Raw genomic sequence first — 19012 nt, 5'->3', positions numbered from 1 at the left:
GCGCAGGCTCGGCATCTCACCCCTTCCCGGTTGCGTGCAGGAGTGCCTGATTCTATGTGACCGCGCTATGGGGTGAAGAGGACGGGCGTGGCTCTCGGCCTGGTCACAGTGAGCTACCGGTAATCTCGTCAGGTGCCCAAGACTCCTTCATCTGGACGCTACCGCGTGGATCGTGCCGGTTCCCACGCGGCACCGCGGCGACGCCGCCGCTGGCCCTGGATCACCACCTCGGTGGTCGGCGGGGTCGTCGTCGCCCTGGGTGCCGTCACGGCGGTGTTCGCCGTGCAGGCGATCTCGGTGAAGGACGACCTGATGTCGGCCAAGTCCGAGATCTCGTCGATCACGAAGTACATGAAGAGCGGCGACTCGGCCAAGATCGCCGCCGCCGGCGACGAGGTGCTCACGCTCACCCGTCGAGCCGACTCCACGGTGAAGGGGCCGCTGTGGGAGGTGGCCGCCGGCATCCCGCTCGTCGGCCAGAACGTCGATGCGGTGCGCAAGGCGACCGAGGCGACCCACGTGCTCGCCGAAGGCGCGATGCCCGCGGGCGTGAAGCTGCTGAGCACGCTGCAATTGGACAAGATCTCAGTCAAGGGCGGCGGAATCAACCTCGCCCCGATCAGCGAAGCCGCAGACTCGCTGCCGGCCATCACCACCGCGTTCACCCAGGCTCAGAGCGAGCTGAAGAGTGTCGACCGCTCCAAGCTCCTGCCGTTCGTGGACAGTGCCGTCGGCTCGCTGTTCGACGTCATGGACCAGGCGGGTCCGGCGTTGAAGAACGTCCAGCACTATCTGCCGACGCTGTTGAAGATCGCCGGTGCGGATGAGAAGCGCACGTACATGCTGATCTTCCAGAACAACGCCGAGTCGCGAAGCGGCGGCGGGTTGCCGGCGGCGACAGCGATCGTCAACGTCGACAACGGCAGCGTCAAGCTCGCGAAGCAGACCGGCACCTACAGCTTCCCGCGCAACCAGCAGGTGGTCGACCTGCCCCCCGAGACCCTGGCCCTCTACGAGCCCGACACCTTCATGGGGTTCGGCAACTTCACCCGCACGCCGAACTTCCCGACGACTGCCCAGGCCTTCGACAACCTGTGGTTCAACACCAACGGCGAGCACCTCGACGGTGTGATCTCGGTCGACCCGGTCGTGCTCTCGCACATGCTCAAGGTGACCGGACCGATCGAGACGGCCGATGGACGCAAGCTGACCTCGGGCAACGTGGTCGAAGCCCTGCTCTACGACGCGTACAGCCGCTACCCGGTGAACGCCGTCCAGGACGCCTTCTTCGCCGACGTGGCCGCCCGCGTGTTCAACAAGGTGGCGTCGGGCAAGTGGGACGTGATGAAGATGCTCACCCAGCTGGAGACATCGGTGAAGGAGCAGCGCCTGCGCGTCTGGTTCCCGCGCAAGGACGAGCAGGCGATGGCGGTCGAGCTGGGCCTGGACGGTGCGATGGCGACGACCAACAAGAAGACGACCGAGGTCGGGATCTTCGTCAACGACGCGGCCTACAGCAAGCTCGAGTACTTCATGAAGACGAAGGTCAATGTGACCTGCAGCGCCGCGGACCGTACGATCACCACCTCGATGAGGATCGCGAACAGCGCACCGCTCGAGGGGATGACCAAGTACCAGCTCGGCATCCGGAACAAGCGCTACGGGCTGCCTGAAGAACACGTTCATCCAGGACATCATCTACTTCGCGCCGACCGGCTCGAAGATCACCGCGGTCGATCCGCAGTTCGGCGACTCCTACGCCGACATGCGCAGCGGCGTCGAGGACGGGCGCAACGCCCAGAGCATCCGCGTCTTCGTCCCGAGCGGCGAGACGAAGACCGTCTCGTTCACCAGCACACTGCCCAAGGGCGACCTCGGGCCGCTGTCGGTGCGGTACACCCCGACGGTGACGACCACACCGGTCACCGTGGCGAAGACCTGCGACGGACTCTCTCGTCGCCGCAGTCCTGACAGACTGATGCCTGTGTCGGCCCACACTGACGTGTACTCCATCGTCACGCCCCTGTTCAACGTGGCGGCCTACCTGCCGGAGTTCCTGGAATCGCTGGAACGGCAGACGATCGGGTTCCACCGGCTGCAGGTCGTCCTGATCGACGACGGGTCCACGGATGATGGTGCGACGGCCCGCATCGCCCGGGCGTTCGCCGCCGAGCATCCGCAGAACGTCACGTTCCTCTCTCAGTCGAACGCCGGTCAGGCTGCCGCACGGAATCGGGGCCTCGAGCTGGCGACCGGCGACTGGCTGACCTTCCCCGACCCGGATGACGTGCTCCGTCCTCGGTACCTCGAGGAATGCGAGAAGGCCCTCGCGCGCCATGGCGACGACGACGTCGACATCGTCTCCGCCCGAATCCTCCTCTGGTACGGGAGGGGGATCGGGCATGACAGCCACGCTCTGGCGGCACGGTTCCATCAGGGTCCGACGCTTGCGGCATCTCGACGAAGAGCCGAACTGGATTCAGCCGCACGTGACGTCGGCCCTCATCCGCCGCCGGGCCGTCGCTGAACTTGGCATCCGGTTTCCGGAAGAGCTCCGCCTCCGGTTCGAAGACGCCGCATTCGTCGCCGAGTATCTGCTGCGGACCACGGACCCGACCGTGCTCTTCGTCCCGCGTGCGCATTACCTCTATCGGCAGCGGGCCGACCACTCCTCGACCGTGCAGGCCAACCGCGGCGACCCCCGCAAGTACGTCGATCATCTCCGACACGGGTTCCCTCGGCTCATCGCCGCCGCAATCGAGCAGCATGGTCGCGTTCCGCGTTGGGCGCAGAACCTCATGCTGTACGACCAGTTCTGGATCCTGCGGTCGTCTCAGAAGGGGGAGGCTCGTCACACGCGCTTTCCCGAGCAGATGTATCGCGATCTCGATGACCTCGTCTCGGCGTATCTGACCCACATCGATGCCGAGAGCATCCGCGAGTTCTCGATCATGTCCGTCGAGGCATGGATGCGCGACGCCCTCCTCATCAAGAAGGGCGAGATCACCCACGGTCAGCTGCTCGCGGGTCCGCGAGATGAGCGGCGCGGTCTGCGCGCGGTCGTCTATCGTCATGGTGAGGATGCTCCGACCGAGCGGGTCTTCGTCGGTGAAGCGGTCGTGGAGCCGCGATTCGCGAAGACGCAGGGGCTGGAGTACGTGGGGCGGACGATCGTCTGGCAGCGGACCATCTGGCTGCCGGCCGAAGCGCGCGTGCGGATCGCGCTCGATGGCGTCGATCATTATCCCCAATCGCCGGCAGGGAGTGGGAAGCCGCCCTTCGCCCCGGATGACCGGGGCTGGCGCGTGCGCGCACACCGGCTCGGGCACGCCGTCGAGGCACAGGTGCTTCGCATCGGCAGAGGGCTGAATCGTCGTCGGGGCCGAAGCCTCGCCATCGTCCGGCGCACGCTCGCCACCCGTTCGGTCCGCTCCGCCCAGGAGTTCCGGAACGCGTGGGTGTTCATCGACCGCGATGTCGATGCCAACGACAGCGGCGAGGACCTCTACTGGTGGGTGCGGGAGAACCATCCCGAGATCAACGCGTGGTTCGTGGTGCGACGGGGCACGCCTGACTGGGAGCGAATGTCCCGCCAGGGCGCCCGGCTGGTCGGATACGGCGAGCCGGAATTCTTCAGCCTGATGGCGCACGCGGACCACTTGGCATCGAGCCATGCCGACCGATTCATCACCGACGCGCTCCCGCGGAGGATGCGCGGCAGGTATGTCTTCACCTTCCTTCAGCACGGAGTCATCAAGGGCGACATCTCGGAATGGCTGAACCGGAAGAGGATCGACGTCTTCGTGACGTCCACCCGGGCGGAATACGACTACATCGTGGGACCGTCGCCGTTCAAATTCGGCACGAAGGAGGTGCGCCTCACCGGGCTCCCGCGCCACGACGCCCTGCTCAAGCTGGCGCAGCGACGCGACGGAGGTCGAGCCTCGAAAGTCTTGATCATGCCCACCTGGCGCGACTACCTGGTCGGCGACATGGGGAAGACCTCGGCCGACCGCGCGCAGATCGCGGCGTTCTCGCAATCGCGCTATGCGCGCAGCTGGGGGAGCTCCTGCGCCGCCCCGAGATCGCCGAGCTCGCCGAACAGGGGTACGAGCTCGTCTTCATGCCGCACCCGAACATGCACGGCTATCTGGCGGATTTCGACGTCCCGCCGCACGTGCGCAGCGTGTCGTACGCGGATGAGAACGTCCGGCATCTTCTCGCCGACTGCGCCGCGCTGGTCACCGACTACTCATCCGTCGCATTCAACGCTGCCTTTCTGCGGATTCCGGTTCTCTACTATCAATTCGATGCCGAGGAGTATCGGGCAGGGCACACCGAGCGGGATGGGTACTTCGACTACGCGGACGGAGGCTTCGGGCCGGTCGCATCGGATGCCCGCTCGGCTGCCGGCGCACTCCAGCACCTCGTCACGGAGGGGGTCACGCCCGTCTATCGTCGGCGCATGGAAGACGCCTTCCCGGTTCGGGACGGAGGGAACTGCGCGAGGGTCTTCCGGGCGATGGTCGAGGCGACGCGGCCGCCCTCACTCGGCGGGGAGCCCCCGTTGGCTGTCCGCGGCATCCATCCTCTCGCGCCACGACCGTGACTGACCGGCCCTGACGAGGCAGACGACGAGGATCAGCCAGCCGGCGCCGAACAGGGCGAAGCTCTCGAACAGCGAGTTGACCACGATCGTGACCAGGATCAGCGGAGTCCAGGCGTAGACGGGGGAGCGGCGCTCCCCGGCGACGAGCCAGGCGCGGATGAGGGCGACACCGACCATCGCCACGAACAGGAACGCTCCTACCCACCCGACCTGCAGCACGAGGTCGGCGTATGCGTTCAGCGCCGTCGTGTAGTCCTTGCCGAGGGAGAAGTTGATCGCGACGAACGGGTACTGCTCGCGGGGCCACGGACCGAACCAGCCGAACCCCTGCACGGGGTAGAACCGCACGTACATCGACAGCACCCGCCAGAGGTTCGCACGGATGGAGAAGTCCGACCCGGCGGCCGCGATGAGCTGGTGCCGGAAGAGGTAGGCGGTGGCAAGGCCCAGCACCACGACCGCGCCCAGGCTCCACTGCAGCGTCATGCGGTTGTGTGGGCTGGTGCGCCGCACGAGCACGAGGGCGCCGGTGGCCAGCCCCACCGCGACGGCGAGCACCAGCACGGTGGGGGAGCCGCTGAGCACCGCCAGGACGCCGCCCGCGGCCACGGAATAGACGGCCACGCCCGGGCGCACCGAGGCCGTCCGCCACTCCACCACGAACGTGATGAGGGCCAGCACCGCCACGAACCCCAGCATGTTGCGGGTGCCGAAGATGCCCTCGACGGGCCCGAACTCGATGATGTTGCCCTCGATGCCGAACCAATGCACGGGGGTGGTCATCAGGATGCCGATGACGATCTCGATCGCCAGCGAGATCGACAGCAGCCAGCGCATGACATCGCCCAGCGCCCGTGCGGTCTGCAGGGTGTCGCGCACGTGGCCCACCACGATCGCCAGGAACGCGATCGCCACGAGCGAGACCCACCCCACCACCGTGTCGGGCGCCGACTCGCTCCAGAAGACGCTGATGATCGTCCAGGCCAGGAACACCAGCAGCGACACCGGGACCAGCCGCAGGAACGAGAGCTCGCGGCGGCGGGCGATCAGCATCCCGAAGCCGATGACGCACAGCCCGACGATGATCGTGACGTAGGTGACGAGGCCGGCCATCCATTGGATGGCGTGCGACGAGAACACCACGGCGAACGCGGTCAGCGTGAACGCCCGTGCCATGCCCGCCGAGCGCAGCGCTCGGGCAGCCAGCGCGGGGTCGGGATGCTGCGGTCCCCGCTCACCGGCGGCTCCCGGCCGGGGACTGCTCATCGCCGATCAGCTCGCCCCGCTCGATCGCCACCCGCTGCTCGATCGGCCCGACGCCGACGTGCGGCGACTGCTTGATCTTGAACGCGAGCATGACCACGAACATCCACCCCCACAGCAGCAGGGGCTCGGACTCGGCCAGCCCCTGCACGAGCAGGCACGGCGATCACGAGCGTGGGCAGCAGGGTCAACGGGGAGTACGGGCGGTCGGCCCGCAGATCCCAGCGGGGACGATCGACAGCGAAGAACCACGCCCGCCAGGTGAACGCGAGATACAGCAGCGCCATCAGCACGACGCCGATGATGCCCAGCTGCATCGACACGTCGATCCACATGTTGTGCGCCTGCATCACCGACTGGCCGTGGTCGACGACCCAGCGGTCGAAGTGCGGGTCGCTGGGCAGCCAGGGGGTGGCGAATCCCCACCCGACGACAGGATGCTCCCCGGTGCGCGCCAGCACCGCCTGCCAGATGCGCTCGCGACCGGTCAGGTCGGCCGAGCGGCCGAGGACGGCGAAGATCCGATCGCGCAGCAGCCAGACCGTGAGCGCCCCGCCGATGCCCACGACCGCGAACAAGCCGTAGTAGAGACTTCGCCGCTCCGGGGTCTTCGCGCTGCGCATGAGCAGGACGGTGACCAGGACGACCGCCGCGAACACCGCCGACAGGTACACCGTCGCCGACGACGCGCGGTACAGCAGATAGACCGCGATCAGGATCCATACGCCCAGCAGCGCGCGCCGCGGCGCTCTGGCGGCCATCCTGATCGCGAATACGATGATCGCGATCAGGCACACTGCCGCCAACGGGTTCGCGTTGCCGAAGATGCCCTGGATGCGACCGCCGTTGAACAGGTTGCCGCGACTCCAGAACACGATCGGGTCGTACTCCTGGGCGGGTAGCTGGAATTCGGGCGCAGCGGCCCGCGCACGAACAGCGCGACCGCCAGTTCGAACAGGAGCGACAGCCCCAGGCACCATTTGAGGGCCGAGCCGATCGCCCTCACCACCTCGCGCCAGGTGAGCACCGCCGCCACGAACAGCCCCTGGAAGGTCGTGATCACCAGCAGCAGCCAGGTCAGCGCCGAGGTGCCGAGCCAGTGCGACCACAGCATCGACAGCCCCGCCCACACCAGATAGGCCATGACGAACCAGGGCACGCGCCGCCAGTTCACCGGGGGGCGGATGCTGAGCCAGAGCGTGATCGAGACGACCGCCGACAGCACGGTCACGGCGCCGGCGCCGGCCGCGCCGACGGCGTTCACAGTGAAGGTTCCGGACAGGGCCAGGAACAGCACGAAGATGCACCACGCGCGCAGCAGGATATGCCGCGTCTTCTCGCGCACCGGTGCGCTCGGCGGTGCCGACACGGGGTGTTTGGAGAGGACGGCCATGGTGGCATTCAGGCTATCGCGCGCACCTGTGCGGGACGGCTTCGACGCTGCTGGTTCGCGTGCGGTGATGTATGATTACATCATGTTGCGTACGCAGATCTCGCTGACGGTCGAGGAGCGGCGGCTCCTCGACGCTGAAGCGGCGCGGACCGGGCGTTCGATCTCTGCGCTCATCCGGGACGCGGTCAGCAGAACATACAGCTCGCGGCGCGACGTCGATTCTGATCTCGTGGCGATCGACGCGGCAATCGGCGCCTGGGGCGGCCGCGACCTCGATGGCGCGGCGTATGTCGAGAGCATTCGCTCGGGTCGTCGCCTCACGGGCACGGCCGCGCTGTGACGGTCGTCGTCGATACCTCGATCCTCATCGATGTCCTTCGGGGAGAACTCGCCGCGGCCGCGGTGCTCCGGAAGGCGCGAGCGTCGGGGCCGCTGCAGGCAAGCGAAGTCACCAGGTTGGAAGTCCTGGCGGGAATGCGACCCCGTGAGGAGGATGCGACTCGGGCGCTCTTCGCGGCATTCACCTGGCACTCCATGGATGGGCGGATCGCCGAGATCGCCGGAGAACTCGGCCGTCAGTGGCTTCCCGGCAATCGCGGCATCGACTCCGCCGATCTCGCCATCGCCGCTACCGCTGTCGCGCTCGACGCAGGTCTGCTCACACGGAACGTGAAGCACTTCCCGATGTTCAGCGGACTGTCTGCACCGTATTGACCATCCGGGTGGTGTGCGGGCGGGTCGTCATCCGATGGGGACACGCTCCCGGCGCGTCGCGAAGCTTCAACCGAAGGATGAGGCTTTAGTATCTGCGACTTGACCATCTCGAATGACACCTGTGTAATTATCAGCAAGCGCGTATCGCGTGGGGGGAAAGCAGGTTGGAGAACGAGATGACGGGCGCACAGTACCGCTCAGGCGTTCCCGCAGATTGGTTCGTCGATCCGGTCGATCTGGGAGTGCCGGGAGTCCGGCATCCAGTCGAAGAGGACAATCCGCTCGCATGGCAGGCAGATGCACTGTGCGCGCAGACCGATCCGGAAGCGTTCTTTCCGGAGAAGGGCGGCTCGACGCGCGACGCGAAACGCGTCTGCACGACGTGTGAGGTTCGGGCTCAGTGTCTCGAGTATGCGCTTCAGAACGACGAGCGCTTCGGGATCTGGGGCGGACTCAGCGAGCGCGAACGCCGCAAGCTCAAGCGACGGGCGTCGTAGGGGGGTGTAGCCGGGGCGGGTCGATTCGACTCGCCTTCGGCTCGCTCGCCGATGCGGGCGGGTAGGTGGCCTCGCGGGGCACCGGCCCTTCGTCTCGCTTCGCTCGCTCAGGGACCTGGCGGGCTTGCGCGGGGCACCGGCCCTTCGTCTCGCTTCGCTCGCTCAGGGACCTGGCGGGTTTGCGCGGGCACCGGCCCTTCGTCTCGCTTCGCTCGCTCAGGGACCTGGTGGGTTTGCGCGGGGTACCGGCCCTTCGTCTCGCTTCGCTCGCTCAGGGACCTATCGGACACCGGCATCTCGCTTCGCTCGCTCAGGGGCCTGGCGGGCTCGGCGCGTCGAGCGGGAACCGCCGCGCGGCTCGCCTAGGCTGACCAGGTCATGCCCGCCCGAGTCCACGCCCTTCTCGTCGTGCGTTCCGACGCGCGTCTGCCCGCCGCACACCGCCTGGAGCGGATGCTGGCCGCGCTGCAGGCGCAGACGCGCCCGCTCGAGGCCGTCACGATCGTGGTGTGCGGCGAGGATGCCGACGTCACCGCGTTCGCCGCGGCATCCGGTTCTGCCGCCGTGCTGACGGCGCCGCGGACCACGGGCTTCGCCGCGGCGGTGCAGCTGGCCGGCGCCCGGATCTCGGACGCCCAGCTGGCCGGCGACGCCGTCTGGCTGCTGGCGCAGGACACGGTGCCCGAGCCGGACGCGCTCGCCCACCTCAGCGACGCGCTCGAGATCGCGCCCTCGGTCGGGGTCGCCGCGCCCAAGCTGGTGCAGTGGGACGACCGCGATCACATCGTGTCGCTCGGCACCACGATGACGAAGTTCGGCCGCACCGTCGGGCTCGCCGACGGCGAGTACGACCAGGGCAGCACGACGCGACCGAGGACGTGCTCGGGTCGGACGTGCGCGGCATCCTGGTGCGGGCCGACGCCTGGCGCGAGCTGGAGGGCCTCGACCCCGCCCTCGTCGGCGCCGACGAGGGACTCGACCTCGGCGTGCGGACCCGGTTGGCCGGCGGACGTGTGGTCGTCGTGCCGGCGGCCCGGGTGGCCGTGTACGGCGACGGCGTCGCCGGGCTGCCGGCCTTCCCCCGAGCGCACGTTCCACACCTGGTACATGCGCCGCCGCGCGCAGGTGCATCGGCGCCTGGCCTATGCGCACCCGGCGGCGCTGCCGTTCCTCTGGCTGGCGATCCTGCCGATCGCGCTGTGGCGCGCGGCGGTCCAGCTGGTCGCCAAGACGCCCGGGCGGATCCTGCCCGAATGGGGGGCGGCACTGGCCGGGTTGGTCAATCTGGTCGCCGTCCGCCGCGCGCGTGCCCGCATCGGCCGCGCACGTCGGGTCGCGTGGAGCCAGCTGGCACCGCTGCGCGTGAGCCGCGACGAGCTGCGCAGCTCGCCTGCACCCGATCTCGACGTGAACGAGACCGGTGCGCGTCGCGACGATCTGCGCTTCTTCTCCGGCGGCGGCGCCTGGACCGTGCTCGGGGCGCTGCTGGTCTCGATCGCGGTGTTCCCGTCGCTGCTGGTGTGGCCGGCGCTGGGCGGCGGCGCGCTCGCGCCGCTGCGCTCCACCGTGCTGCGCCTGTGGTCGGATGCCGCCTTCGGGCTTGCGCCCGACCGGGCTGGACGAGGTCGCCCCCGCCGACCCGTTCTCGGCCGTGATGGCGGTGCTGGGAACGCTGTGGCCCGGCGACCCGTCCCGCGCGCTCGTCCTGCTCTGGCTGCTCGCGCTGCCGCTGGCGGTGCTGGGCGCATGGTTCGCCGCGACGCGAGTCACCGATCGGTCGATGCTGCGGATCACCGCCGCCGTCCTCTGGGCGCTCGCGCCGACGTTCTTGACGGCGCTCATGCAGGGACGGCCCACCGGCGTGCTCGTGCACCTGCTGCTGCCCTGGCTGTTCTATGCCGGCACGGTCGCGCACCGGTCGTGGGGCGCCGCCGGCACCGCGTCGCTGCTGTTCGCCGCGACCGTCGCGTGTGCGCCGTCGCTGGCGCCCGCTCTGGTCGTGCTGTGGGCGGTGACGCTGCTCGTGATGATCACCGTGCGCCGCGGCCACGGCGCCGCCCGCGTGGGCTGGATCGTCATCCCGGCGGTCGTGCTGGCGATCCCGGTCGTGTTCCATCAGCTGCGCGCGCAGAACCCGTGGGCGCTGCTGGCCGACCCGGGCATGCCGTGGGCCGGACCCCAGGTGGGGGCGGATGCCGCGGGTCGGGCGCTGCTCGCCGCGGGATCGCCGACCGCCGACCCCGGGGGCTGGGCCGCACTGCTGCACGACGGCGCCTTCGGCGGCGGGGCGACCGGCCTGCCCGCCGCCTGGCTGCTCGTGCTGCTCGCACCGATCGGAGTGCTCGCGGTGCTCGCCGTGTTCACCCGCCGATGGCTCGCCGGCGGCGCGCTGCTGCTGGTCGCCGTGCTGGGGCTGGTCACCGCCTTCGTCGCCGTCGGGATCGCGGTGGCGTTCGACGGGGGCCAGGCCGTGCCCCTGTGGCCGGGGGCGGGGCTCAGCCTCGCCTGGGCCGGCGCGGTGGCCGCCGCCGTGCTCACCCTCGACACCGGTTTCGCGCTGCGCCCGTCGCCGGACGCCGACCGTGCGCTGGCGGCCGGTCGCACCCGCGTGCTCGTCGGCGCCGTGGCCATGCTGGCCTTGGCCGTCTTCGCCCTCCCGATGCTCACCGCCAACCTGCGCGGGACCGCCCCGCTCGCGGCGGGACCGGCCTCGACCCTGCCGGCGTTCGTCGCCGCCGAGGGTCGCAGGCAACGTCGACACCGGGACCGTCATCCTGCACCCCCTCGCGTCCGGCGCCGTCGGCGCACAGGTGGTGTGGGGCGAGAGCCAGACGCTCGGCGGGCAGACCACGGCCCTGTCCACCCGCACCGCCGTCGACGATCACGACCGAGTGCTGGCCGCGATGGCCGCCGACCTGGTCACTCCGACCTCGTCAGAGGTGGTCTCGCGCCTGAAGGCCGAAGGCATCGGCTTCGTGCTGCTCGCGCCCGCGGACGAGAACGCCGACCTTGCGCGCGGGCTTGCGGCTGACCGCCCTCACCGCGCTCAACCAGCGGTCGGGCCTGGATGCCGTCGGCGACACCGACAAGGGCACGCTCTGGCGCGTCACCGGCGCCGTGACGCCCCGCGCCGACGCGTCTTCGGGGGTGACCTCGCTGGCACGCGGCATCGCGCTGGCCCAGCTGATCGCGGTCGGCGCCGCACTGCTGCTCGCCGTGCCCACCGCCGCATCGCGTCGTCGGGCGCGCCACTCGCCGCGGGTGGTCGGACGTCGCGAGGCCGGCCCCCCGCCGGTGCGCGAGGACGAGCGTCCACCGGCCCCCGCCGGCCGCCACCTCGGATCCGACGAGGAGGACGAGACATGACCCGCCCCGCGTGGATGCGCGCCGCCCGGATCGGCACGACCGTCCGGTTCACCGCCGGTGCCGTCATCGCCGCCGCGACGGCCGTGGTCGTCGTCGGCGGGGTGGCGTTCGCCTGGGTGCCGCACACGGCGGCTCCGGCATCCGTCACCGTCGCCCCGGCCGCCGCCGACACCGTGCTCACCTGTGCGGGCCCGCTGCTGGCCATCGGCCGCGATTCGGCCGAGGCCGGCAAAGTCTCGGTGGCCGCCGCCGAGAGCCTCGCCACGGCCGGATCGTCGATGACGCAGGACGTCCTGAAGGTGCCCGGCGTGGCGGGCGACGCCGGTCCCACGCGATTGATCGCCCCCGCCGAGGGACGCGCGATCCCGCAGGCCGCCGGCGCGGGCTCGGCCAGCGTGAACGCCGAGGACCTCAGCGGATTCAGCGCCTCGGGCTGCACGCCCGCGCTCATGGAGTCCTGGCTCGTCGGCGGCGGGACGACCACGGGGGAGTCGGGTCTGCTGCTGCTGGCCAACCCCGGCACCGTCGCGGCAACCGTCGATCTGACCGTGTACGGCACCGAGGGCCCGAGCACGCCCGGTGCCGGCACGAACATGGTGATCGCCGCCGGTTCGCAGCAGGTCATCGCGCTGGCCGGACTCGGCATCGGCCAGGAGTCGCCGGTCATCCGGGTCACCGCGCACGGCGCACCGGTGCGTGCGGCGCTGCAGTCGAGCGTCACCCGGGGGCTGAACCCGGGCGGCGTCGATCAGGAGGGCGCGATCGCGGCCGGCTCGACCACCCAGGTGATCACCGGCGTGCGGGTCACCTCCGAGCCGCAGGACCAGCCCACCACGATCGTGCGACTGCTCTCGCCGACCGCCGAGGGCACCGCATCCATCAGCGTCGTCGGCGCACACGGGACCACCGGCCCCGCCACCGAGGTGCCGATGAAGGCCGGGGTCCCCGTGGAGGCCCCGCTGGACGGGCTGGCGCCGGGGGAGTACACCGTGATCGTCACGGCCGCGCAACCGGTCGTCGGCGCGGTCTGGCAGGCCACCGGCACCGGCAAGGGCGACGACTTCGCGTGGGTGGCGGCGGCCCGGCAGCTGCCGGCCGGCGACGACGGCACACTGTTCGCGGTGCCGGACGGGCCGGATACGCAGCTGGACGATCGTGCCGGCCGGAGCAGACCCGGCCGACGTGGTCCTGACGTCGGCCGCCGGTGGCGGTACGAAGAAGTTCACCGTGCCCGGCGGTCAGACTTCGGTGGTCTCGGTCGAGGCCGGCGCGGCATACCGGCTCGCGGCATCCGCCCCGGTGCACGCAGCGGTGACGTTCGCCGGCGACGGCGCGGTCGCCGGCTTCCCGGTCTGGCCGCAGGACGCGGCGTCCGCGCCGGTGAAGGTGTATCCGTAGCGCGCCGCTGTTGTCGCCCTTGGCGCGGGCGGCGGCGGGGCTGCCGCCGTGCGGCATCCAATACCAATTCTTGGTACTATCTCGCTATGGCGCAGAACACCTCTATCAGCCTTGATGATCACTTCACCGACTTCCTCGCCAAGGAAGTCGAATCGGGACGCTATCGGTCAGCCAGTGAAGTCATCCGTGCCGCGCTCCGGATGTTCGAGGACCAGGAGACGCAGATGACCGCACTCCGAGCCGCTCTCATCGCGGGTGAGGAGAGTGGGGAGCCCGAGGCCTTCGATTTCGATGCGTTCATCGCGTCCAGGCGATAGTGAAGACCTATCGGCTCACGCCGGCCGCGAAACGAGATCTCTCGTCGATCTGGGACTACACGCAGGAGCGATGGGACGCCGACCAGGCCGAGCTGTATGTCACTGAGATTCGTGCCGCGATCGAGCGCATCGCCGCCGATCCCGCTCGCGGACGCGCGTGCGACGAGGTCCGTCCGGGATATCGTCGGTACAGCATCGGCAGCCACATGATCTTCTACTTCGACCGCGCTGACAGCGTCGACATCATCCGCATCCTGCATCAGCGGATGGACCCGATGCGGCACCTCTGAACTCTGGCACGAGCCCGGCACCGTCGTCCGGACGTCAGAAGTCGCGGAAGCGCTCCGAGCCGAGGTCCCACGGGTCGCGGTTCATGTACTCGGCCGCGGCGCGGAAGACGCATCCCTCGACCTCCACCCGGCGGTGCAGATCGTCGTTGCGGTGCAGATGGCTGAGTCGCTCGATCGGGATGCGGAACAGCACGATCCGCTTCGCCGCGCGATCGACGAGCCAGCGCGGGATGCCGTCGTCATCGGATGCCGCGGGCATGTCGGCGACCTCGAAGCTGACGTCGCGGAGCTCTTCCCACGCGGAGCGCAGGAATTCTGCGGCCGTGCCGACGGTGAGATCGAACTTCTCGTAGCGGTTCTCCAGCGGCGGCAGCGGCGGCCGGACCACCGGACTGCGCCCCTGGCGGCCATGCCGGCCGTGCCGCGCCGGCACCGGGCGCGGGAGCTCAGGAGCCTTGCGCCGCATCATTCGTCCATCCTACGGGCGCCCGGAGATCGCTCGGAGTCTCCAACGTGCGGAGGGCCTCCATCGGCCCGTCGATGACACGGGTAGAATCAACGGGATATGAGACGCGTCTCACGAATTTCCGATCTCGAATCGGGTGGGACAGACACAGGAACGAACGATCGCGCACACATGACTTCGGCCGCCCTCTCGTTGATCGTCCCCGTGCGCGGCACGGGCCCCAACCTCGAGTACTTTTTGGGAACTCTGGCCACCCAAACGCTCTCCGTCGATACTGAGTGCATCTTCGTGGTCGCAGGCGACCCCGCACTCCAGGGCAAGGTCGCGGCACGCGTTGGCGTCCACGGGATTCAAGCCGAAGTCATCAGCTCGGCGAGTGTCGACATCGCGATCGCGCGCCGCGAGGGTCTTGCACACGCGACGGGCGATTGGGTCACCTTTCCGAATGCTCGGGACGGACTCGGGGAAGGCTATGTGGCTGCGATTCGTTCCGCAGTTGACGCCTACGGAGACGAAGCCGATGTCTTCGCGGTGCCCTCGGTGGCGATCGGCCGGAGCACGGCGACAAATCCCGCCCGCGAGCCGAGCCTGACCAGGCTGGACGAAGCTCTCATCGGACTGCCGTCCGATGTCAGCCGCCTGGTGTTTCGTCGCCGTCCGGTCCCCGCGAGCGGGACGGCACTGGGGTCGTATGCCGACGTCCTCCTCATCCTGGATCTACTGGAGACACCGCCGAAGAAGCTGCGGGTGATCGAGGGCGCGCGTTACCTGCGCCGACCGATGCCATCGACCGATCCGCAGACCGACTTCATCCGCCGCGCAGGGGAGAACTACCTCGCCTTCCTCGACGACGTGGCCGGTCGCGTCGAGCCCGACATGTCGTCCGGGTCCAGCTGGCGGCACCGACTTGCCGCGCGCGAGTTCTTCCGGCTCGTGGAGTTCGAGAATGCCACGACCAAGCGCGCTACCACGCTGGCCGGCGAGATGGGCGAGAGGTTCCGGGCTGAGCCGCGTGGCCTGCTCCTCCTTTTCGACGAAGACTTGCTGGCGAGAGTGGGAGCCGAGACGGCATTCGACGAGCGCCGCGACATCCTGTTGGGACTTCGCGGGCAGGGCGGCGTGTCGCCGGTGGCGCACATCGTGAACGTCGACGTGGACGCGGGACTCGTGGAGCTTCGGCATTCGCGTTGGGAGGCGGTGCCAGACGAGACGGTCGCCATCGACGGCGAGGCGATCACTCCGGCTCACGGAAAGACGCGCGTGCTCGAAGCGTTCGGCATTCCCGTCCTGAATCAGCGGATCATCTGGGTTCCTGCGACCGGCCGGCTCCTGATGTCGGTCGCGGACACCGCGGTCACCATCGCGTTGGCGGACGGCCGCACGCCACCGGAGAAGGCGGATGCCGCCCGGCTGTCGGCGCTTCAGCGCCGCGGTGCACGAAAGCGCACGGGAGCGCATGTTCGCGAGCAGTCACTGGCCGCGCGGCTCACACGCGGGCAGAAGCCGCTGCGCCGCGCCCGAGCCACATGGTTGAGCCGCGCCGCCGCCGTGCGGGTGCTGGCGCACATGCCCGTATTCGGCCGTCAATTCCGTGATGCCTGGCTGTTGATGGATCGTGCGGACATGGCACGTGACAACGCCGAGCACATGTACCGGTGGCTGCGCGAGCATCATCCGGAGGTGAATGCGTGGTTCGTGCTCCGCTCTGACTCGCCCGATTTCGCCCGACTCAAGTCGGAGGGTTTCCGGATGGTGGAGTATGGCTCTCTGCGCCACCAGATACTCCTGAACAACACGAAGCAGTACCTGTCGTCCCACGTCGGAATCGATGTGAGTCGGCCGATCTTCGACCGATACCTGCTGCGAGACGCGCCGTGGACATTCACGTTCCTGCAGCACGGCGTCATCCACAACGACCTGTCACTTTGGCTGAACCGCCAGAAATTGCGGCTGTTCATCGCCTCGACCCACCAGGAGTACGCGGGGCTCGCCGGCGATGGTTCCCCCTACGTCTTCACCGACCGCGAGGTGCGGTTGACCGGGCTGCCGCGATTCGACAAGCTCCGCCGGATCGCCGATGCGAATCCGGTCGATGAACGACGGACGATCGTGATCGCGCCGACCTGGCGGAACGGCCTGTTCCAGCCGGCAGAGCGGACCGGACAGCTTGCGCAAGCCGAAGCCCGGATTCCGTGAGTCGCCGTTCATTCAATCGCTTCTGGCCGTGCTCAACGATGAGCGTTTGAAGGCTCTGTCAGAGCGCGGATACACAATAAAGTTCGTGCCCCATCCGAACCTGGCGGCGCACTTCCCGTACGCGGATGTTCCGCCCTACGTGTCGGTCACCACCTACGACTCCACGGACGTGCAAGAGCTCATCGGCAGCGCCGCGGTCTTCCTCACCGACTATTCATCGGTCGCATTCGACGCCGCCTTCGCCGGGGCAAGCCGTCGTATACATGCAGTTCGACGAGGGCGCCATCTATGGTGTCGACCACACGCTCTTCCCGGGATATTTCGACTTCGGTCGCGACGGGTTTGGGCCGGTCTGCCGCAGCCTCGATGAGGCCCTCCATGCGGTGAAGGCCGCCGCCGACGACGGTGCGCCAGCTGTCTATCAGCAGCGCGCCAAGGATACTTTCGCTCATTGGGATTCGAGTGCCTGCGCGCGTGTGTACAGCGCCGTGCTCGGGCTTGTTGAGGCACAGGGCCCCGAAGATCCCGTGCTCTTGCGAACACGCTTGTAGACTCGTCGCGGTGCTCCTGTGGGCACGACGCTCTCTCGCCTTCGTCCTCAGGAGATCACATGCCGGCCACACCTGCCTCTGGGCCGCATACGCGGTTCAGGTTGCTCGACGGCCTTCGACTGGTGGCAGCATTCGCCGTTGTCGGCTACCACTACACCGCGTTCCGCCATCAGTTCTGGGGTGACGTCTTCCCCGCCCAGGAGTTTGCGTTCCTGTCCAAGTTCACGGCGTACGGTGCCCTGGGTGTTCAGCTATTCTTCCTGATCAGTGGCTTCGTCATTCTCATGTCGGCGCAAGGGCGAACGGTGCCACAGTTCGTCACCTCGCGCGTTTCGCGTCTGTATCCGACATATTGGGTCGCCGTCATCGCGGCGACGTTCCTCACAACCGTGATAGCTCCGGGCCTCTTGAAGCCCGTGTCGCCCCAAGGATTCCTCGCCAATCTCACGATGGTGCAGGCAAGGACTTGGCGTGCCGCACATCGATGGCGTGTACTGGACATTGTGGGTCGAGCTGCTGTTCTACGTGCTTATGTGCGGCTTACTGTCGATCGGCCTGACCGAGCGTCGAGTCCTCGCCTTCGCGTTCCTTTGGCCTCTTGTGGCCTCGCTCGCGCGAGTCACTCACGTTGACTTCCTCACGTGGGTGCTCTGGCCACAGTACGCACCGCTCTTCTGCGGCGGGATGGCCCTCTACCTCATCTATTCGAACGGGCACAGCCTCATTCGTTGGCTCCTTGTGATCTACAACCTCTGTATCGCCGCACAGCAAACCGTCGACAACTTCGTGATGACTTCTCTCCAGCGGAACACGGGCCTGGATCTGTCTCCGCTGGTGGGGACGCTTGTGGTTGTGGGAATGTTCGCGGTGGTGGCTGCCGTAACGGTCACGCCGTTGCGCAGAGTGGGGCCTGCGTGGCTTTCGTATGCCGGTGCACTGACCTACCCGCTCTATCTCTTCCATGAGGCATGGGGTTGGTGGATCATCGATATCCTTCACGACAACGTCGGAAAGTGGGTCACGCTCGCCGTCGCGGTAGTGGTAAGCGTGGCGATCGCGGCGGCTGTGGAACGGTGGATCGATCGTCCGCTACGCCCGCGATTCACCAGTCTGTTGAAGCGAGGCTTCGTGCGAGGCGGCCGCGATACATCGGTAGCGAAGGTGTCCGAACCAGCTGCTGTAGAGCGTCCGGAATTATCGCTCGGAGAGCTGGATCACTAGGGCATTGTCCCGAGCGAATGCAAGACGGGCGTAGGAGCGTCGCGCGGGGGTTGTCCGGAACAACTCCTCGTCCACGTCGTCAATCACCTCGCGCTCCGGGAAAACCCGTCGACGGCGGAGGTCAGGAATATCGGACATAACCGCCGCAAGAGGCACTGCCTGTGTTTGGACTCCTGCAGGGGAAACCGCGAGGTGGAACGTCTCAGAACGGGCAAGCCAGAGGGATGCCAGCATCGCAGTATCGACAGAAAAGGTCATCGTCGGTGAGAACGGGCGAGGCGCAGTCGTGTGCGGGCTCTCAACGGTCGCGCTGCGCGCAAGAAGCAACTCCACGGCCTCGTCACGGTTCCACGCTCCTGACATTCGCACCGTGAGAATGAGCTCACCTTTGGCCCATCGCGCTGAGAGCAGTTCCGAGTGTCGAGGCTGGTTCCAGATCTTCAGTCCCGCATAGCCGTCGAAGGTGCGATACGGGATGCCCCACTCAAACCCTGCAGAAGCTGCTGGTGGGCGGCCAACGAGGGCGCGTGCATCGATCGAGGTCGGCCGTACACGAGCTGAGCGTGTCGCGGAGAGCGGACGGTGCAGGTTCCAAATCCCGGCAGTGAAGTCCGATACCCGGCTCTCTCCGTGCTCGTCAAGGTCGACACGATCACCGGCAGCATTCTTCCAGAAAGTGCCAGAAGGGATGCCGGTGACAGCGATCGTCTGCGGGGACTGCGACAGCACAC

General features: G+C 68.2%; 21 protein-coding genes and 2 pseudogenes. 16 read left to right on the top strand and 7 right to left on the bottom strand.

Annotated features, from left to right (window positions below; all coding sequences use genetic code 11):
• Positions 1–132: 132 nt before the first annotated feature.
• The 4 genes and pseudogenes from L2X98_RS03675 (at position 133) to L2X98_RS19960 (ending at position 4609) form a co-directional block, all read left to right on the top strand.
• Positions 133–1971, top strand: a complete 1839-nt coding sequence (locus L2X98_RS03675) for a DUF4012 domain-containing protein (RefSeq protein WP_259612355.1) — start codon at positions 133–135, stop codon at positions 1969–1971.
• Positions 1972–1984: 13 nt separating this feature from the next.
• Positions 1985–2527, top strand: a complete 543-nt coding sequence (locus L2X98_RS03670) for a glycosyltransferase family 2 protein (RefSeq protein ID WP_259612354.1) — start codon at positions 1985–1987, stop codon at positions 2525–2527.
• A 271-nt stretch (positions 2528–2798) separates the two neighbouring features.
• A pseudogene (locus tag L2X98_RS19965) lies at positions 2799–4004 on the top strand (CDP-glycerol glycerophosphotransferase family protein); the annotation flags it as partial.
• 119 nt (positions 4005–4123) lie between these two features.
• On the top strand, positions 4124–4609 hold the full coding sequence (locus L2X98_RS19960) for a CDP-glycerol glycerophosphotransferase family protein (protein ID WP_354002993.1): 486 nt from the start codon (positions 4124–4126) through the stop codon (positions 4607–4609).
• On the opposite strand, the gene L2X98_RS03660 is transcribed toward L2X98_RS19960, so the two are convergent.
• From L2X98_RS03660 to L2X98_RS03650, 3 genes are read right to left on the bottom strand one after another with little or no spacing between them, the layout of a single operon-like run.
• A complete protein-coding gene (locus L2X98_RS03660) occupies positions 4547–5875 on the bottom strand; it encodes an O-antigen ligase family protein (protein ID WP_259612352.1) in 1329 nt (442 codons plus the stop codon). The two genes, L2X98_RS19960 and L2X98_RS03660, sit on opposite strands and share 63 nt — an antisense overlap.
• Entirely contained in the window at positions 5872–6747 is an 876-nt protein-coding gene (locus L2X98_RS03655) for an O-antigen ligase family protein (protein WP_259612351.1), read from the bottom strand. The genes L2X98_RS03660 and L2X98_RS03655 overlap by 4 nt, the downstream gene beginning before the upstream one ends.
• The gene (locus tag L2X98_RS03650) at positions 6660–7265 is read right to left on the bottom strand and encodes a hypothetical protein (protein WP_259612350.1); all 606 of its coding nucleotides are present in this window, start codon (positions 7263–7265) and stop codon (positions 6660–6662) included. The genes L2X98_RS03655 and L2X98_RS03650 overlap by 88 nt, the downstream gene beginning before the upstream one ends.
• On the opposite strand from L2X98_RS03650, the gene L2X98_RS03645 reads away from it, so the two are divergent.
• The 3 genes from L2X98_RS03645 to L2X98_RS03635 all read left to right on the top strand — a co-directional run bounded on the left by L2X98_RS03645 (position 7264) and on the right by L2X98_RS03635 (position 8476).
• The gene (locus L2X98_RS03645) at positions 7264–7605 is read left to right on the top strand and encodes a ribbon-helix-helix domain-containing protein (protein ID WP_259612349.1); all 342 of its coding nucleotides are present in this window, start codon (positions 7264–7266) and stop codon (positions 7603–7605) included. The two genes, L2X98_RS03650 and L2X98_RS03645, sit on opposite strands and share 2 nt — an antisense overlap.
• Positions 7602–7979, top strand: coding sequence for a type II toxin-antitoxin system VapC family toxin (locus L2X98_RS03640; RefSeq protein ID WP_259612348.1), 378 nt, complete (start codon positions 7602–7604; stop codon positions 7977–7979). Before L2X98_RS03645 ends, L2X98_RS03640 begins: the two co-directional genes overlap by 4 nt.
• A gap of 176 nt (positions 7980–8155) precedes the next feature.
• Positions 8156–8476: a WhiB family transcriptional regulator gene (locus tag L2X98_RS03635; protein WP_259612347.1), complete on the top strand. Its 321-nt coding sequence runs from the start codon at positions 8156–8158 to the stop codon at positions 8474–8476.
• Between the two features lie 279 nt (positions 8477–8755).
• Here L2X98_RS03635 and L2X98_RS03630 read toward each other — a convergent pair whose 3' ends face one another.
• Entirely contained in the window at positions 8756–9181 is a 426-nt protein-coding gene (locus tag L2X98_RS03630) for a hypothetical protein (RefSeq protein WP_259612346.1), read from the bottom strand.
• A gap of 74 nt (positions 9182–9255) precedes the next feature.
• Positions 9256–9585: a hypothetical protein gene (locus L2X98_RS22615; RefSeq protein WP_259612345.1), complete on the bottom strand. Its 330-nt coding sequence runs from the start codon at positions 9583–9585 to the stop codon at positions 9256–9258.
• A 491-nt stretch (positions 9586–10076) separates the two neighbouring features.
• Between L2X98_RS22615 and L2X98_RS03620 the strand changes: the two genes are divergently transcribed.
• Genes L2X98_RS03620 through L2X98_RS03605 form a run of 4 tightly spaced genes read left to right on the top strand, consistent with a single transcriptional unit; the run spans position 10077 to position 13847 of the window.
• Entirely contained in the window at positions 10077–11507 is a 1431-nt protein-coding gene (locus L2X98_RS03620) for a hypothetical protein (RefSeq protein WP_259612344.1), read from the top strand.
• Positions 11498–11842, top strand: a complete 345-nt coding sequence (locus L2X98_RS03615) for a hypothetical protein (RefSeq protein WP_259612343.1) — start codon at positions 11498–11500, stop codon at positions 11840–11842. The genes L2X98_RS03620 and L2X98_RS03615 overlap by 10 nt, the downstream gene beginning before the upstream one ends.
• Entirely contained in the window at positions 11839–13557 is a 1719-nt protein-coding gene (locus tag L2X98_RS03610; RefSeq protein WP_259612342.1) for a type II toxin-antitoxin system ParD family antitoxin, read from the top strand. The genes L2X98_RS03615 and L2X98_RS03610 overlap by 4 nt, the downstream gene beginning before the upstream one ends.
• Complete coding sequence (locus L2X98_RS03605; RefSeq protein WP_259612341.1) at positions 13557–13847, top strand: type II toxin-antitoxin system RelE/ParE family toxin; 291 nt, start codon at positions 13557–13559, stop codon at positions 13845–13847. The genes L2X98_RS03610 and L2X98_RS03605 overlap by 1 nt, the downstream gene beginning before the upstream one ends.
• A gap of 34 nt (positions 13848–13881) precedes the next feature.
• On the opposite strand, the gene L2X98_RS03600 is transcribed toward L2X98_RS03605, so the two are convergent.
• Complete coding sequence (locus tag L2X98_RS03600) at positions 13882–14316, bottom strand: metallopeptidase family protein (RefSeq protein ID WP_435526244.1); 435 nt, start codon at positions 14314–14316, stop codon at positions 13882–13884.
• Between the two features lie 168 nt (positions 14317–14484).
• On the opposite strand from L2X98_RS03600, the gene L2X98_RS03595 reads away from it, so the two are divergent.
• From L2X98_RS03595 to L2X98_RS03585, 5 genes and pseudogenes are all read left to right on the top strand, one after another.
• Positions 14485–16509: a CDP-glycerol glycerophosphotransferase family protein gene (locus L2X98_RS03595; protein ID WP_259612340.1), complete on the top strand. Its 2025-nt coding sequence runs from the start codon at positions 14485–14487 to the stop codon at positions 16507–16509.
• Positions 16481–16879: a CDP-glycerol glycerophosphotransferase family protein gene (locus tag L2X98_RS19950; protein WP_354002910.1), complete on the top strand. Its 399-nt coding sequence runs from the start codon at positions 16481–16483 to the stop codon at positions 16877–16879. Before L2X98_RS03595 ends, L2X98_RS19950 begins: the two co-directional genes overlap by 29 nt.
• A complete protein-coding gene (locus L2X98_RS03590) occupies positions 16773–17060 on the top strand; it encodes a hypothetical protein (RefSeq protein WP_259612339.1) in 288 nt (95 codons plus the stop codon). Before L2X98_RS19950 ends, L2X98_RS03590 begins: the two co-directional genes overlap by 107 nt.
• Positions 17061–17119: 59 nt before the next feature.
• Positions 17120–17488, top strand: a pseudogene (locus tag L2X98_RS19945) (acyltransferase family protein); the annotation flags it as partial.
• A 43-nt stretch (positions 17489–17531) separates the two neighbouring features.
• Positions 17532–18281, top strand: coding sequence for an acyltransferase family protein (locus tag L2X98_RS03585; RefSeq protein ID WP_259612338.1), 750 nt, complete (start codon positions 17532–17534; stop codon positions 18279–18281).
• Here the strand turns inward: L2X98_RS03585 and L2X98_RS03580 are convergent.
• Positions 18255–19010, bottom strand: a complete 756-nt coding sequence (locus L2X98_RS03580; RefSeq protein ID WP_259612337.1) for a hypothetical protein — start codon at positions 19008–19010, stop codon at positions 18255–18257. The two genes, L2X98_RS03585 and L2X98_RS03580, sit on opposite strands and share 27 nt — an antisense overlap.
• Positions 19011–19012 lie beyond the last annotated feature (2 nt).

Source organism: Microbacterium elymi (assembly GCF_021582895.2).
Classification (GTDB): Bacteria; Actinomycetota; Actinomycetes; order Actinomycetales; family Microbacteriaceae; genus Microbacterium; species Microbacterium humicola.
The sequence above is the reverse complement of the archived record's forward strand: the minus strand, read 5'-3'. Positions and strand labels throughout refer to the sequence as shown.